Raw genomic sequence first — 15920 nt, 5'->3', positions numbered from 1 at the left:
CACATCCCGTCTGTCAGATAGAGACTCTTACTATTTTTAGATTTTAACTTTTCTAGCTTTAGAATACATCTAAACTTTAGGAAAGACGACTATTCGAAAGTTCGAAGACCTCAAAACTTTCTCAGCTAGACCATTCGAAGCTTAGAATACTTATAAATTTATGCATTTCTTATCATTCTAAGTTTAGAATGCATATAAACTTTAGTAAATTCATATCTTCGAAACTTCGAATAGCTACCTACCCTACTCCAACTGGCTTTTAACCTTCTTCTTAGTCAAGATACGGTCATTTTTGTTAGAAAGAGCTTTGATACGAGCTTCGAGAAGGATTTTCCGTCCGGTCTCTGTTCGTGTGTAGATCAGGTGATAGCGTCCGATAGTTGGCGTCAGAAAGTCAAGGAATTTCTGCGCTTCTTCCTTGCGCTTATCAAAAAGGCTTGGCACGGCATAGTAAGGTGACTGACCTTGTCGGACTTTCTCTGCCTTCAAGAGATAGCGCTGATTGTCCACTGGTGCAAAGAACTCTCCCACAGTCTGAGCAAACAATTCCTTATCTCTCATACTACCTCCCTTGAGATAGGCGAAAACCATATAGTTTTCCTTGTCCTCCTCTACCTGAACACGGGATTGATCGTCCGTTAGATGCCCCGAATCTAGCAGAGCCTTTCGGATCTGCTCACCCAAAGATTGCAAACGTTTATAGGGACTCTTATAGCAGAGGTAGCGCCAAGATGCAAAGGCCAAAAAGAGGAGACAAGCTGCTGTAAGCCACCAAACTCCAGTCAGTCTCATTCTAAACAACAAAACCAATAAATCCACTGCTAACAGCAGCAAAGACATGCGTACCCATTTTAATGCATCAAACTGGAGCATGATTGGAATTTTCTGTTTTTGAGTCGCAACTTCAGTGACAATCTCAAATTGATCTGCCACTACGAGAGAATCGTACCATTTTTTGCGCAAACCTGCTCGATCCTTGGATAACATCTTAATCCGTTCGTTATACTCTCTGATTTGCTTTTTCTTAAAAGGGGGCTTTGGAAAATCCAAACGATCCAAACCGGTCTCAATACTCTCCTGATTATAGGCCAGTCCAAGAAAATGTTCCATACGACGAGACAAGGTTTGCAGATCCTGATTGCTCTCTGGTCTTGGCTCCTCACCAGGAAGAGTGATGAGCGCTTGCGCTTGAACGGCTACCAGATGCCAGATGTTACTGGTCTTTTCTGGATGTCCCGGCCAGATACGAATGGCACGCCCCCGCATCTGGTTACTCAGCATAAAGCTCCCCACAAAGCTTCCGAGGATTAGGGAATTAACACAAGGAGCATCCCAACCCTCTCCGAGGAGAGATTTGGTTCCGACTAGGACTTGAATCTGCCCTCGTTGAAAAAGTTCCGTCACCGCCGCTACAATACCCTTAGCAGTACTAGGGAATCCCACCAGCACATAATCCTCTTGGTCTAACTGACCAAGAGACGAAAAACTAAGATGAACCTGAGGCAAGAGTTCCTTCAACTCTGCTGCCACATTGGTGGGAAGAATAACGATACTCCCTGACAAGACAGCCAAAGATACAGCTATCTCTTGCTCCTGAGCTTTGCGACGAATGCTTTCAAAATAAGGGAGAACCCCCAACTGAGAAATGGTTGCCTGATTATCTCCCAGATAGGTGGCAAAATCCTTGCGAATATAATCCGCCAAGACGAGTTGTCGCAAATCTTGTCCCATACTCTTATACTCAGTCAGAAAAATATCTGCAATACCAGACAATTTCCCCAAAGACTGATTTAAAATCTTGTCCTTAGACTTGGACTTGACTAGAGAAACCTGTCGCTGTTCGATCAACCCCCGTGCTTTTAACTCCGATTCTAACTTTTCCCTAAATCCATTTGAATCCTCGTACCAATCTGGAGTTTGATAGAGAACGCTCTGCAACAACAGCTCGAGCCAGTAGGAGTTCACCTGAGGCAGACGTTTCGCCCCCAAAAGATTCTCTAAAGAGTCAGGAATGGTCAAGCCTTGAGAATGCATATAGATCAAAATAGCCGACAAGTACTTAGGGTCTTCTAATAGAACATCGGATGAAATATCTCCTTTGAGTACCTTCGAACCTGATACTAGAGCTTGAAAGTCAGGATTGACCAAAAGCTGATGGATATACTCCCACTTTCTATCTTCAAACTGCCTGAGGTGTTCTGACTCTTCAGCTGTTGGTGAACAGATATAAACAAAATCCTGATGAGGGCAGAGGGTGTCTTCCTTGACTAGTTCAGGTACCGTGATTTCTTGGTCAATTTCCCCACACATTCGGATATAGCGTTCCCAGAGTTCAGGTTCGCTGTCATAAGGTGGTGTCGCTGTCAGGGAGATGACTTGCAACTGTCCATACTGCTTGCGAAAGACTTCCAGACTTTTCCACCATTCATTGCGCAGGTGGTGGCATTCGTCCAAGCAAAGAGTAGCAACTTTCTGAGCTCTTAGACTTGCAAGCAAATCAAACCCCACAAAATCCTCTGCTTCTCCATCTTCTTGTGATTGCAATTGGTTCATGGCGCTATGAAAAGCCTGATATGTCACAATCGTTAATGCCTTCATCTCCTTTAAGTTTTGGGAAACGAGATCTGAAATCTTCTGTTCGTTCTCTAAAAAGGCTGTTTGGATCCTATCTACCCATTGTTCACGAATGGTGACAGTTGGAACCAAGACAAGGGCTGGGTTGCCAAAACGAGCGATCAGCTCGATACCAATGGTGGTCTTGCCGGACCCTGGTGCCGCCACTAGGTGAACATGGCCATCTGTTTGATAGTTCTGAAAACGATCTAAGACTTCCTTTTGGTACTTTCTCCATCTTCCTTTAAATTTTAAATCTAACATTTCTTTCACCATTATATCTCTTGACTTACTCCTTTAATTGTACCACACTTATATAAAAAGCAAGATAAGGAATCAAATTAGTCTTTATAAGAAAAATATGGTATAGTAGAACCATACTATCTATGAGGAGTTTACATGTCACAGGATAAGCAAATGAAAGCTGTTTCTCCCCTTCTACAGCAAGTCATCAATATCTCATCTATCGTCGGGGGAGTCGGCACCTTGATTTTCTGTATTTGGGCCTATCAGGCAGGAGTGTTACAGTCCAAGGAAACCCTATCGGCCTTTATCCAGCAAGCTGGGGTTTGGGGGCCACCACTCTTTATCTTTTTACAGATCCTACAAACCGTCGTTCCGATCATTCCGGGAGCTTTGACCTCAGTGGCTGGGGTCTTTATTTACGGCCACATCATCGGAACCATCTATAACTATATCGGCATCGTGATTGGCTGTGCCATTATCTTTTACCTGGTGCGTCTCTATGGAGCTGCCTTTGTCCAGTCCGTCGTCAGCAAGCGCACCTATGACAAGTATATCGGTTGGCTAGATAAGGGCAATCGTTTCGAGCGGTTCTTTATCTTTATGATGATCTGGCCTGTCAGTCCAGCTGACTTTCTCTGTATGCTGGCTGCCCTGACCAAGATGACCTTCAAGCGCTATATGATTATCATCATTCTGACCAAGCCCTTTACCCTAGTGGTTTATACTTATGGTTTGACCTATATTATTGATTTCTTCTGGCAGATGTTTTGAGAATAGAAAAATCCGTTTGGTTTCCCAAGCGGATGTTTTCTTTGTTTTATTTTGCGACACTCTTAGCAAGGACAAAGTTCCCAAGTGTGGCAGAACCATTTCCAGCAACTGCAGGTGTCACGATGTAGTCACGCACGTCTGGTACTGGTAGGTAGCCGTTGAGGAGAGCTGTGAATTTCTCACGCACACGATCCAGCATGTGTTGTTGGGCCATGACTCCACCACCAAAGACGATCACATCTGGGCGGAAAGTCACTGTAGCATTGACCGCAGCTTGAGCGATATAGTAGGCTTGAACATCCCAGACAGAACTGTTGAGTTCGATGTTTTCACCACGAACACCTGTACGAGCTTCCAAACTTGGTCCAGCTGCAAAGCCTTCCAAACAGCCCTTGTGGAAAGGACAAACACCGTTGAATTCTTTTTCAATATCCATTGGGTGTTTAGCTACATAGTAGTGACCCATTTCAGGGTGACCTGCACCACCGATAAACTCGCCACGTTGGATGACACCTGCACCGATCCCTGTACCGATAGTGTAGTAAACCAAGTTCTCGATACGGCCACCAGCATTGTTACGGGCAACCACTTCACCATAAGCAGAGCTGTTTACGTCTGTCGTGAAATACATGGGTACATTGAGGGCGCGACGGAGGGCCCCAAGCAAGTCTACATTTGCCCAGTTTGGTTTTGGAGTCGTTGTGATAAAGCCATAGGTTTTTGAGTTTTTGTCGATATCGATGGGACCAAATGAACCGACAGCAAGACCAGCAAGATTATCGAATTTTGAAAAGAACTCGATGGTTTTATCGATAGTCTCGATAGGAGTTGTTGTTGGAAATTGTGTTTTTTCCACAACATTAAAGTTTTCATCACCGACAGCACAGACAAACTTTGTACCGCCCGCTTCTAAGCTTCCGTATAATTTTGTCATGATAAACCTCTTGTTTTTATTTTCTTTATTATAGCATATTTTGAAAGTCTAGATTTCTCTATATTTTAGATTTTCCTCTGTAAATCTTACCATTCAAGCAAAAACGAACAAACATGTCATTTGTTCGTTTTGTTTTTAGATTTGATTTTGAAGAGGATTAGGCTTTCACTTCGATGATTGCGTCTCCCTTGACAACAGAACCGCTTGCAACTGGTGTCACAGAAGCGTAGTCTGCTGTGTTGGTTACGATAACCATTGTTGTATCGTCAAGACCTGCAGCAGCGATTTTGTTTGAGTCAAAGGTTCCAAGAATGTCACCAGCTTTAACCTTGTCGCCTTGAGCAACCTTTTGTTCAAATCCTTCACCGTTCATAGTCACCGTATCGATCCCAACGTGGATCAAGATTTCAGCTCCGTTAGCTGTCTTCAAACCGTAGGCATGTCCTGTAGCAAAGGCGATCGATACTTCTGCATCAGCTGGAGCATATACCACACCTTGGCTAGGTTTTACAGCGATTCCTTGTCCCATTGCACCACTTGAGAAGACTGGATCATTCACATCAGCAAGCGCTACGACATCACCAACGATAGGAGTTTGGATTGTTTCATTTTGAGGAGCTACTGGAATGTTACCAGTTGTTTCTTCTTGAACCAAGCGCTCTGTCGCCACTTCACTAGCAACTTCTTTTTCGTCCTCGTAACCAAACATGTAGGTAAGGGCAAAACCAAGAACGAATGATACAGCTACCATAAGAAGGTATTGGAACAATTGGCCATTCCCAACGTAAAGCATAGTACCAGGGATGATGGTGATACCATTACCAGTACCAGCAAGTCCAAGGATAGAAGCTAATCCACCACCGATAGCACCAGCGATCAATGAAAGGAAGAATGGTTTACGGAAGCGCAAGTTTACCCCGAAGATAGCAGGCTCTGTAATACCGAGGAAGGCAGAAAGAGCAGCTGGGAAAGCAAGTGTTTTCAGTTTAGGATTCTTCGTTTTAACACCAACGGCAACAGTTGCAGCCCCTTGAGCTGTCATCGCTGCAGTGATGATGGCGTTGAATGGGTTGGCATGGTCAGCAGCAAGCAATTGCACTTCAAGTAAGTTGAAGATGTGGTGTACACCTGATACGACGATCAATTGGTGAACCCCACCGATGACAAAACCACCGAGACCAAATGGCAAGCCAAGAATCGCTTTTGTTCCGAGAAGGATGTAGTTTTCAACAACGTGGAAGACTGGTCCGATGACAAAGAGTCCAAGGATAGACATAACCAAAAGTGTCACGAATGGTGTCACCAAAAGATCCAAGACATCTGGAACTACTTTGCGGAGACTTTTTTCAAACTTGGCTCCGACCACCCCGATGATGAAGGCTGGAAGAACAGAACCTTGCAAACCAACAACAGGAATGAAGCCAAAGAAGTTCATAGCTGTTACTTCACCACCTGATGCTACAGCCCAAGCGTTTGGAAGTGAGCCAGAAACCAGCATCATACCGAGGACGATACCAACAGCTGGATTTCCACCGAATACACGGAAGGTTGACCATACAACTAAACCTGGTAAGATGATGAAGGCTGTATCTGTGAGGATTTGGCTGTAAATGGTAACATCTTCTGGAAGTGTGATTCCAAGAGCGTTCAAGAGACCACGAAGACCCATGAAGAGACCTGTCGCTACGATAACTGGAATGATTGGTACAAAGACGTCACCGAAAGTACGGATAGCACGTTGGAACCAGTTTCCTTGTTTAGCAGCTTCTGCTTTCATATCTTCTTTAGAAGAGGTTGGCAAACCAAGTGCAACCACTTCGTCGTACATCTTGTTTACTGTACCTGTACCAAAGATGATTTGGTATTGGCCTGAGTTAAAGAAAGCTCCTTGAACTTTATCCAAGTTCTCAATCACTTCCTTCTTGATTTTCCCTTCATCTTTGACCATGACACGTAGACGAGTCGCACAGTGGGCCACACTGTTGACATTTTCACGTCCACCAAGGGCTTCGATGACCTTTTTTGCAATATCCTGATTGTTCATTTGCAAAAATCTCCTTATAAAATTTTGTTCTTGTTTGAAAGCGATTTTATTCGCCCTACGACTATTATTTTATCACGTTTCTAAAATATGTCAAGCGTTTTGCAGGATTTTTTATTTCCTTTCTTTTTTCTCTGATTATTTTTACTCGTTTTTGAGGGAAATTCTCTTTTTCCTCAAAAAATATCTTTAAACTTGAGGAATCAAGGTTTTTATTTACATTTTCTTTCATTTTTTCGTGAAAATTTGCCAGATTCCCTTTACTTGTTTTATGGCAATCGTTTGACATATTTTTCTTTTTTTTAACATAAAAGACTTGCTTTTTTTGCCGAAAACGTTTACTATTAATAATAGAATAGAACTTATGGAGGAAAGATAAAATGGAATGGACAACCGAGCGTCGTTATAGACCCTATGAAGATTGGACGCAAGAAGAAATTCAACATATAAAGGAAAAGATGGCACAATCTCCATGGCATACTCATTACCATGTTGAGCCTAAAATGGGGCTTCTCAATGATCCAAATGGCTTTTCTTACTTTGATGGCAAGTGGATTCTCTTTTACCAGAACTTCCCCTTTGGTGCAGCCCACGGTTTAAAATCTTGGGCACAGCTAGAAAGTGATGATTTGGTTCACTTTAGAGAAACTGGAGTCAAAATTTTGCCAGATACTCCATTGGATAGTCACGGTGCCTACTCTGGTTCTGCCATGCAGTTTGGCGATAACTTGTTCCTATTTTATACAGGAAATGTCCGTGATGAAAACTGGATTCGTCACCCATACCAGATTGGTGCTTTGATGGATAAAGATGGTAAGATTACGAAAATTGACAAGATCTTGATTGACCAGCCAGCAGACTCTACAGACCACTTTCGCGACCCACAAATTTTTAACTTTAAAGGTCAATATTATGCTATCGTCGGTGGACAGGACTTGGAGAAAAAAGGCTTCGTCCGTCTCTACAAGGCTGTGGACAATGATTATACAAACTGGCAAGCAGTTGGCGACCTTGACTTTGCTAACGACCGCACTGCCTACATGATGGAATGCCCAAATCTGGTCTTTGTAGGGGAGCAACCTGTCCTTCTCTACTGCCCACAAGGATTGGATAAGAGTGTTCTAGACTATGATAATATCTATCCAAACATGTACAAAATCGGGGCTTCCTTTGATCCTGAAAATGCCAAAATGGTAGATGTGTCTCCATTGCAAAATCTAGACTATGGTTTCGAAGCCTATGCAACGCAAGCCTTCAACGCTCCAGATGGACGTGCACTAGCAGTAAGTTGGCTTGGATTACCAGATGTTTCTTACCCATCTGACCGTTTTGACCACCAAGGAACCTTCTCATTGGTCAAAGAACTCACTATCAAAGATGGCAAACTCTACCAATATCCTGTCTCAGCCGTCAAAGAACTTCGTTCTTCTGAAGAAGTCTTCTCAAATCGTACTAAAACCAATAACACCTATGAACTGGAGCTCAACTTGGAGGCCAATAGCCAAAGCGAGATTATCTTGCTCGCTGACAAAGAAGGCAAGGGGCTTTCAATCAACTTTGACTTTGTCAATGGACAGGTGACAGTGGATCGTAGTCAGGCCGGTGAACAGTACGCCCAAGAATTTGGTACAACTCGTTCTTGCCCTATCAATAACCAAGCTACAACTGCCACTATCTTCATCGACAAGTCGGTCTTTGAAATTTTCATCAATAAAGGAGAAAAAGTATTTTCTGGTCGTGTCTTCCCACATGCGGACCAAAATGGTATCCTCATCAAATCTGGAAACCCAACTGGAACTTACTATGAATTAGATTATGGTCGCAAAACTAACTGATGTCGCAAAACTTGCAGGCGTCAGCCCCACTACCGTCTCACGGGTCATCAATAAAAAGGGGTATCTATCTGAGAAAACCATTCAAAAGGTTAATGAAGCCATGCGAGAATTGGGCTACAAACCCAACAATCTGGCTCGAAGCCTCCAAGGAAAATCTGCCAAGTTGATTGGACTTATTTTTCCCAACATCAGTCATGTCTTTTATGCGGAGTTGATTGACAAATTGGAACACCAACTCTTCAAAAATGGCTACAAGACCATCATCTGTAACAGCGAACACGACTCTGAAAAAGAACGGGAGTACATTGAAATGCTGGAGGCCAACCAGGTCGATGGTATCATTTCTGGAAGTCACAACTTGGGAATCGAAGACTACAATCGTGTGACGGCACCGATTATTTCCTTTGACCGAAACTTGTCTCCAGACATCCCTGTCGTCTCCTCTGATAACTACGGCGGCGGGTTCCTCGCAGCCCAAACCTTGGTCAAGACAGGCGCCCAGTCTATCATTATGATTACAGGGAATGACAACTCGAACTCACCTACTGGACTGCGCCATGCTGGTTTTGCATCGGTTCTCCCGAAAGCGCCTATTATCAATGTTTCGAGTGACTTTTCTCCCGTCCGAAAAGAAATGGAAATCAAGAATATCTTGACCCATCAGAAACCAGATGCGATTTTTGCTTCGGATGATTTGACAGCTATCCTGGTTATCAAAATCGCTCAAGAGCTGGGAATTTCTGTTCCTGATGAGCTCAAGGTCATCGGCTATGATGGGACCTACTTTATCGAGAACTACTATCCTCACCTGACAACGATTAAGCAACCTATGAAAGAGATTGCCCACCTCACTGTCGATCTCCTCTTGCAGAAGATTGAAGGCAAAGAGGTCGCGACAACTGGTTACTTCCTACCAGTCACCCTATTACCTGGAAAAAGTATTTAAGTACAAAAAACTCAGACGAATTCGTCTGAGTTTTTTTATGATCTTAAGTTTTCTAGATAGCGCTGGGCTGTCTCTAAGTTAAAGGTTTTATCTGCGATGAGTCGCTCAACGAGGGGAGCAACCTCGGACTCACTAGCACCTGCTAGGAGAGCTAGGGATTTGGCCTGCAATTTCATGTGGCCTTGCTGGATGCCCGTACTGACCAAGGCTTTGAGAGCCGCAAAGTTTTGGGCAAGACCGATGGACACGATAATCTGAGCTAATTCCTTGGCAGAAGGATTTCCTAGTAGTTCATGACTGAGAGCTACACGTGGGTTGAGACCGATAGAGCCACCCTTGGTCGCTACCGGCATGGGTAAGGTCATCTCACCGACCAATTCTTCTGTGTCCCTATCTAGACTCCATCGACTGAGACCTTGATAGCGCCCGTCTCGACTGGCAAAGGCATGGGCCCCAGCTTCGATGGCACGCCAGTCATTACCAGTGGCAATCAAAATTGCATCGATACCATTAAAAATCCCTTTATTATGGGTAGCCGCTCGGTAGGGATCAATCTGCGCAAACTGGCTAGCCAAGGCTATTTTCTCCGCAATTTCTCGTCCTTGGTCCCTTTGGGGACTCAAGTAGCGAAAGGCGATACGACAGCTTGCAGTCACCAGAGAATCGGTCGCGTAGTTGGACAGGATTCCCATGAGACTCTGTCCCTGACTGAGTTCTTCTAAGACTGGCTTCAAGGCTTCCAGCATGGTGTTGAGCATATTGGCTCCCATAGCTTCCTGGGTATCGACATGGAGATAGACAACGAGAAAGTCTGTTTCACCTTTGATCTGCTCTACATGCAAATCACGCGCCCCGCCACCACGTTTGACGATAGACGGATAGGCTTGATTGGCAAGTTCCAAGAGCTCCGCTTTCTTGCTGGCAATCTTCTCTTGCGCTAGCTCTGGATCAGTAACATGATAAAGTGCTACCTGACCAATCATCTGACGCTCATGTACTTGAGCAGTAAAGCCACCTGCTCGCTTGATGATTTTACTAGCATAGCTAGCCGCAGCAACCACTGAGGGTTCTTCTGTCACATAGGGAACTGTGTAGTCCTGACCATTCACCACAAGATCTGGAATGACGGAATAAGGTAGAGAGAATGTTCCCACCACATTCTCACTCAGCTGGTCTGCAACTGCCAAGCTGACTTGTTCATCCTGCTCCAGACTGGTCTGTTTTTCAGGACTAAGGAGCGCCTGAGCTTTCAGTAACTCAAGGCGCTCATGGTATGACTTTTTAGAAAATCCATTCCAACTTAACTTCATTATTTTTCAACCTTGCTATAACGGCGTTGGTGGTCGAGAATTTCAACCAAGGCATAGTCTTGATGTTCATAGCCTGCAAATTGGGCTGAACCAGACTCATCCAACTCCACCTCTTCGAAGAAGACTTTTTCATAGTCTGCAACAGACAATGCTGTACGTTGCTTGAGTTTGGTCAAACGATCCTTATCAAGGTAGGCCTCATAGCCTTCAACCAGTTCTCCACTAAAGAACTCTGAGACCGCTCCACTTCCGTAACTGTAGAGGACAATTTTATCTCCAGCCTTCAAATTCTCTGCATTTTCCAAAAGGGAGAGAAGCCCAAGGAAGAGGGAACCTGTGTAGATATTCCCAATCATCTGACTGTAGAGAATGGACTTATCAAAGTTTTCTTGCAGACTATCCTTCTTTTCCTGAGACAAAGTCTTATCCATCATCTTGCGCAAGCCTTTTAGGGCTAATTTGGGATAAGGCAAGTGGAAGCAGATAGCCGCAAAGTCATCCATAGTCCAGTCATAGCGTTTCTTGTATTCATCCCAAGTCGTCGTAAGACTGTCAAGATATTGCTGAGTTGAGTACAAGCCGTTTACATAAGGAGTAGTTGAATAGTTCGGACGCCAGAAATCCATAATATCACGCGTTTGGGCAACGTTATCATTGTTAAAGGCCATGGTACGCGGATTTTGCGTAATCAGCATCGCCACACTCCCAGCTCCCTGAGTTGGTTCACCTGGAGTCGCTACACCATACTTGGCAATATCGCTGGCGATGACCAAGACCTTGGACTCTGGAGAATTTTCCACATGCAACTTGGCATAATGGAGGGCAGCTGTTGCTCCGTAACAAGCTTCTTTGATTTCAAAACTGCGAGCGAAAGGCTGGATACCTAATAGACCGTGAACAAAGACCGCCGCTGCCTTACTCTGGTCAATCCCTGACTCGGTCGCCACGATGACCATGTCAATTTCTTCTTTTTCTTTATCTGTCAAAATAGAGTTGCTTGCACTGGCAGCTAAGGTGACAACATCCTCAGTCAATGGTGCAATGCTAATTTCGTTTAATAAGAGACCCTTACTATATTTATCCGGATCAACTCCTCTTGCTTCTGCTAGGTCTTGTAATTTCAAGACATATTGACTGGTTGCAAAACCAATCTTATCAATACCGATTGTCATATTTACCTCTGTTTTTTCATTCATTGTAAAAAATCGTTCTATTCTATTTTATCACAAATAGGAACAAATGAGAGAAAAAAGACCTGATTCAACAAATCAAGTCTTTGCTTTGACAGCATTAGGAGGATATGCCTCGCTGTTTTCGGATATAGTAATAAAGCTTCAGAATCACTGTTCCACTGGCCATCCCGATAGAAATGACTAGAGCCAACATAACTACTAGTGTTGCACTGGTAAGGGCATGACTGTAATCACCTGTCACAAAGAAAGCTGTCGTTCGATAGGATAGATAACCTGGCACCAAGGGAGCAAGAATGGCCAAGACAAAGACCACTGCTGGCGTCTTATAGACAATACTTAGAATCTGGCTGATGCAAGAACCAACCACCGCTGCGATAAAGGTCGCAACAATAACATTGGTTGGTTCTTTAAGTACAAGATAGAGGAGCCAGACACCCATTCCCAGAACACCACCAGGTAGGAGCATAGAGCGTTGAACATTCAGTACGATTAGAAAGGTGATAATGGCGAGTAAACTCGCTACTGCTTGGAGTAAAATACTTGTTAGAGTCATCTTATGTCATCAAAACTAGGGCGACGGAGGTACCGGCCCCTAAAGCGAGGGTAATGAGCAGGGATTCAAACATCTTGCTCATACCAGAGTTGATATGGTTGGTCATGATATCCCGAACTGCATTTGTCAGAGCAATCCCTGGAACAAAAGGCATGACGGCTCCCGCTATGATCAAGTCTGCCGTCGAAGGAAATCCTGTATAGCGGGCCCAGAACTGGGCAATCAAGCCAAAAACAAAGGCTCCCGCAAAGGCGGTTACAAAAGGAATGCGGACAAACTTCTCTACATAGAGAGAGAAAGCAAAACCAAGCAAGGTCGCAATGGCCGCACCAAAAGCATCATAGGTATTCCCCCCGAACATAATCGAGAAAAAAGGGGCACTGAGAGTTGCTGCAATAGTCACTTGGAACTTGGTATAAGGAAGGGGTTGATTGCCGATTTCTTTGAGCCTTGTAAAGGCTGTAGAAAGATCAATCTGGCCACCTACAAGTTCTCGAGATACTTGGTTGACATCACAAACTTTTTCGATGTTGTAGGAGGAAGAAGTTACTCGTTTCATACGAGAAATATTGGTATTCTCAATAGAAAAGAAAATAGCTGCTGGCATGGCAAGAACGTTACAATCCACTATTCCCTGTGAATGAGCGATACGGATCATGGTGTCCTCAACCCGATAAATCTCCGAACCGCTTTTTAAGAGAATGGTTCCAGCTAACATAATGACATCAATAACGGCGTTCAACTCTCTCGATTCGTCCATTTTCTCCTCCTTTTCTGCTTCCTATATTTTATCACAAAAATCAATGAAAAAAAATCTTTGTCATGAAATCATGACAAAGATTCGTTTAATCTCGAGAACTTTCACGCGTTCCTTCACTATTTGATTGACTAGTTGAAGGAGTGTTTCCTTGTTGGTTCCCCTGATTTGGAGTTGAAGAAGAACTTTGGTTCCCACGCTGTGCAGAATTAGAAGATGAAGTTGACGGTGGTGTTTTCGGTTTGTAGATGGAAAGTTTGATACGCGTGCTAGCAAGGTCAACCTTTTCACCCGCTTTTGGTGTTTGATCTACAACTGTACCTTCTGCTGTGCCTTCAGGAGCAGTCGAAACTTCGACAACCTCAATATTGGCCTCTTTTACACCGACAATCTGAGTTAAATTATTCTTTGTAAATTCGAGACTTGAACCAATATAACTTGGCATAGAAACACTTGTTACTTTCTTAGCAACCGTTAAAGTAATTGTGCTGGCTTTTGAAAGATCATAAGTCGTACCTGCCGCAGGACTTTGTCTGAGAATGGTTCCAGGTTCGCTTTCGCTGGATTCCTCCTCTTCCATCTTGATTAGATTCTCAGGAACCTTCTTCCCCTTGAGTTCAGCTACGACATCCGTATACTTGCGTCCGACGTAATTACTCAATTGGAAGGATTTCTTACCAGAAGAAACAATCAAATTAACCTTAGTTCCTTCTTTTCGGTCGCTGCCAGCTTCAGGATCGGTTCGAATAACGCGTCCTTCTGCTACGGTATCGCTGGCCTCTGACTTTTCTTCACCAGCTTCAAACTTAGATTTTTTGAGTGCTTCTTTAGCCTCTGCAACGGTTTGTCCAGCCACATCAGGAATGGGAATCGTTGCAGGTGTTCTAGACAAAATCCAGATTAAAGAGGCCGCAACCAACAGAAGACTAGCTAAAAGAATCATATAGCGAGCCTTAAACTTCCGCTTTTTAGTTGGCTTTTGCGTAGGTGCTTGCTCTGGGGTTAATTTCTTTAACTGAGGACGTTCCTCCTGCGCCGGAGCTTTTGGAATCGAGGTCAATGTACTTTGTGGGACTTTAGGTAAAGTCTTCGTATCCGCCTTACTCGCATCGTCAAAGACCAGTTTCGGTTCATTCCGACGATTATAAGACAAGCTAGTTGACAAGTCCACATACATTTCTGAAACAGACTGATAGCGATCAGACAATTTCTTAGCAGTTGCCTTGATGACAACATTTTCCAAAGCCTGAGGGACAGATGGGTTTTCAGCTATGACGGACGGAAGTGGCTTCTGGAAATGCTGAAGGGCAATCGTAACCGCACTATCCCCATCATAAGGGATATGACCCGTCAGCATTTCATAGAAGATAATTCCCATTGCATAGATATCACTCTGGAAGGTCGCTTTTGAACCACGCGCTTGCTCAGGTGACAAATAATGAACCGAACCCAGCATCGAGTTGGTCTGGGTCAGACTCGTCTCTGCAAAGGCCACTGCAATCCCAAAGTCAGTAACTTTAGCAGTTCCATCTGGCGTCAAGAGGATATTTTGAGGTTTCAAATCTCGGTGAACAATTCCTCTAGCATGGGCTAAACGCATAGCCAAAAGAATCTGTCCCATAATCCGAACCGCCTCTTCATTTGAAAGAGGATAGTGTTCTTTGATATACCGCTTGAGGTCAAGTCCTGCTACGTATTCCATAGCTAGGTACTGTTGGCCATCTTCCTCACCGATATCTGTTATCCGAACGATATGAGGATGGTCCAGATCCGCCATAGCCCTCGCTTCCCGCTGGAAACGTGCCACAGCAATCGGGTCCGTCTGGTAGTTGGTCCTCAGGACCTTAACTGCCACTTCTTCCCCATCTAGGATCAAATCCTTGGCCAAGTAAACATCTGCCATGCCTCCTCGACCAATCTGCTTGACAATCCGATACCGCCCGGCAAAAATCTTGCCGATTTGGATCATTCTGCCGCCTCCTCGTTCATGTAAACAAGGGCAACCGTAATGTTGTCTAAACCTCCTGCATTGTTAGCGAAGCGAATGAGGGTTGCCGCCTTGTCTGCTAGGGAAATATCGCTGGTTACGATATCATAAATCTCGCCAGCCGAAATCATATTGGTCAAGCCATCACTGTTGAGTAGGAGATAATCCCCAGACTCCAGTGTAATCATTCCAAAATCGGGTTGAATTTCATCTTTTTGTCCGATAGACTGGGTGATGATATTCTTTTGAGGGTGAGTTTCTGCCTCTTCTGGAGTCAATTGACCAGCTTTGAGCAATTCATTAACCAAGGAATGGTCACTCGTCAACTGGTGGTATTCTTCTCCACGAATCAAACCGATACGAGAATCTCCAATGTGAGCATAGATAGCTTGGTTGTCAATAAACGCAACAGCTTCTAGCGTTGTTCCCATGCCTCTATATGCTTCGTCCTGACCTAGTTGATGAATTTTTTGATTTTCAATCTCTAGGTAGTGGGCAAACCACTCACGAACTTCATTGACTGAGTTAATTTGAGTATCTACCCAATCCACACCGAGGTCTGTGACTGCCATCTCACTAGCGATATTTCCTGCACGGTGTCCTCCCATTCCGTCAGCCAAGATGATCATAGTGCGTCCTGCTCGGTTGACAAAGTGATTGACATAGTCCTGATTATTTGTCCGTTTCTGACCAACATCTGTTAATAATGCTATTTCCATTGTGTCAGTTCCTTC

13 protein-coding genes are annotated in these 15920 nt (G+C 44.1%); 3 read left to right on the top strand and 10 right to left on the bottom strand.

Going from position 1 to position 15920, the window contains the following annotated elements; all coding sequences use genetic code 11:
- Window positions 1-243: 243 nt before the first annotated feature.
- Window positions 244-2877 (bottom strand): DEAD/DEAH box helicase family protein, encoded by a 2634-nt coding sequence (locus STO1_RS02275; RefSeq protein ID WP_096422974.1) that lies wholly within the window; start codon window positions 2875-2877, stop codon window positions 244-246.
- Window positions 2878-3012: 135 nt separating this feature from the next.
- Between STO1_RS02275 and STO1_RS02270 the strand changes: the two genes are divergently transcribed.
- Window positions 3013-3630, top strand: a complete 618-nt coding sequence (locus tag STO1_RS02270) for a TVP38/TMEM64 family protein (RefSeq protein WP_000076176.1) — start codon at window positions 3013-3015, stop codon at window positions 3628-3630.
- Between the two features lie 46 nt (window positions 3631-3676).
- Here STO1_RS02270 and scrK read toward each other — a convergent pair whose 3' ends face one another.
- The 3 genes from scrK to STO1_RS09680 all read right to left on the bottom strand — a co-directional run bounded on the left by scrK (window position 3677) and on the right by STO1_RS09680 (window position 6894).
- Window positions 3677-4564 carry a fructokinase ScrK gene (gene scrK / locus STO1_RS02265; protein ID WP_096421782.1) on the bottom strand — a complete coding sequence of 296 codons (888 nt, stop codon included), beginning with the start codon at window positions 4562-4564 and terminating at the stop codon, window positions 3677-3679.
- A gap of 157 nt (window positions 4565-4721) precedes the next feature.
- The gene (locus STO1_RS02260) at window positions 4722-6608 is read right to left on the bottom strand and encodes a sucrose-specific PTS transporter subunit IIBC (protein WP_096421780.1); all 1887 of its coding nucleotides are present in this window, start codon (window positions 6606-6608) and stop codon (window positions 4722-4724) included.
- 64 nt (window positions 6609-6672) lie between these two features.
- A complete protein-coding gene (locus STO1_RS09680) occupies window positions 6673-6894 on the bottom strand; it encodes a hypothetical protein (protein WP_157741816.1) in 222 nt (73 codons plus the stop codon).
- Window positions 6895-6985: 91 nt separating this feature from the next.
- Here STO1_RS09680 and STO1_RS02255 point away from each other — a divergent pair, with 91 nt between their 5' ends.
- Both STO1_RS02255 and STO1_RS02250 read left to right on the top strand, forming a co-directional pair.
- Window positions 6986-8440, top strand: a complete 1455-nt coding sequence (locus STO1_RS02255) for a sucrose-6-phosphate hydrolase (RefSeq protein ID WP_096421778.1) — start codon at window positions 6986-6988, stop codon at window positions 8438-8440.
- Window positions 8421-9386 carry a LacI family DNA-binding transcriptional regulator gene (locus STO1_RS02250; RefSeq protein WP_096421776.1) on the top strand — a complete coding sequence of 322 codons (966 nt, stop codon included), beginning with the start codon at window positions 8421-8423 and terminating at the stop codon, window positions 9384-9386. Before STO1_RS02255 ends, STO1_RS02250 begins: the two co-directional genes overlap by 20 nt.
- A 35-nt stretch (window positions 9387-9421) precedes the next feature.
- Here the strand turns inward: STO1_RS02250 and STO1_RS02245 are convergent, their stop codons facing one another.
- From STO1_RS02245 to STO1_RS02220, 6 genes are all read right to left on the bottom strand, one after another.
- Complete coding sequence (locus STO1_RS02245; protein ID WP_096421774.1) at window positions 9422-10696, bottom strand: hydroxymethylglutaryl-CoA reductase, degradative; 1275 nt, start codon at window positions 10694-10696, stop codon at window positions 9422-9424.
- Window positions 10696-11868, bottom strand: a complete 1173-nt coding sequence (locus STO1_RS02240; RefSeq protein ID WP_007520530.1) for a hydroxymethylglutaryl-CoA synthase — start codon at window positions 11866-11868, stop codon at window positions 10696-10698. Before STO1_RS02240 ends, STO1_RS02245 begins: the two co-directional genes overlap by 1 nt.
- A 118-nt stretch (window positions 11869-11986) precedes the next feature.
- On the bottom strand, window positions 11987-12442 hold the full coding sequence (locus STO1_RS02235; RefSeq protein WP_000176910.1) for a threonine/serine exporter family protein: 456 nt from the start codon (window positions 12440-12442) through the stop codon (window positions 11987-11989).
- Window position 12443: 1 nt separating this feature from the next.
- Complete coding sequence (locus STO1_RS02230) at window positions 12444-13202, bottom strand: threonine/serine exporter family protein (RefSeq protein ID WP_096421772.1); 759 nt, start codon at window positions 13200-13202, stop codon at window positions 12444-12446.
- An 85-nt stretch (window positions 13203-13287) separates the two neighbouring features.
- Window positions 13288-15168: a Stk1 family PASTA domain-containing Ser/Thr kinase gene (gene pknB, locus STO1_RS02225; protein WP_096421770.1), complete on the bottom strand. Its 1881-nt coding sequence runs from the start codon at window positions 15166-15168 to the stop codon at window positions 13288-13290.
- Window positions 15165-15905, bottom strand: coding sequence for a Stp1/IreP family PP2C-type Ser/Thr phosphatase (locus STO1_RS02220; protein ID WP_096421768.1), 741 nt, complete (start codon window positions 15903-15905; stop codon window positions 15165-15167). Before STO1_RS02220 ends, pknB begins: the two co-directional genes overlap by 4 nt.
- Between the last annotated feature and the right edge of the window lie 15 nt (window positions 15906-15920).

Source organism: Streptococcus oralis subsp. tigurinus (genome assembly GCF_002356415.1).
GTDB classification, from domain to species: Bacteria; Bacillota; Bacilli; order Lactobacillales; family Streptococcaceae; genus Streptococcus; species Streptococcus oralis_F.
Note: the sequence above shows the minus strand (reverse complement) of the source record. Positions and strands in the feature narration are given on the sequence as shown.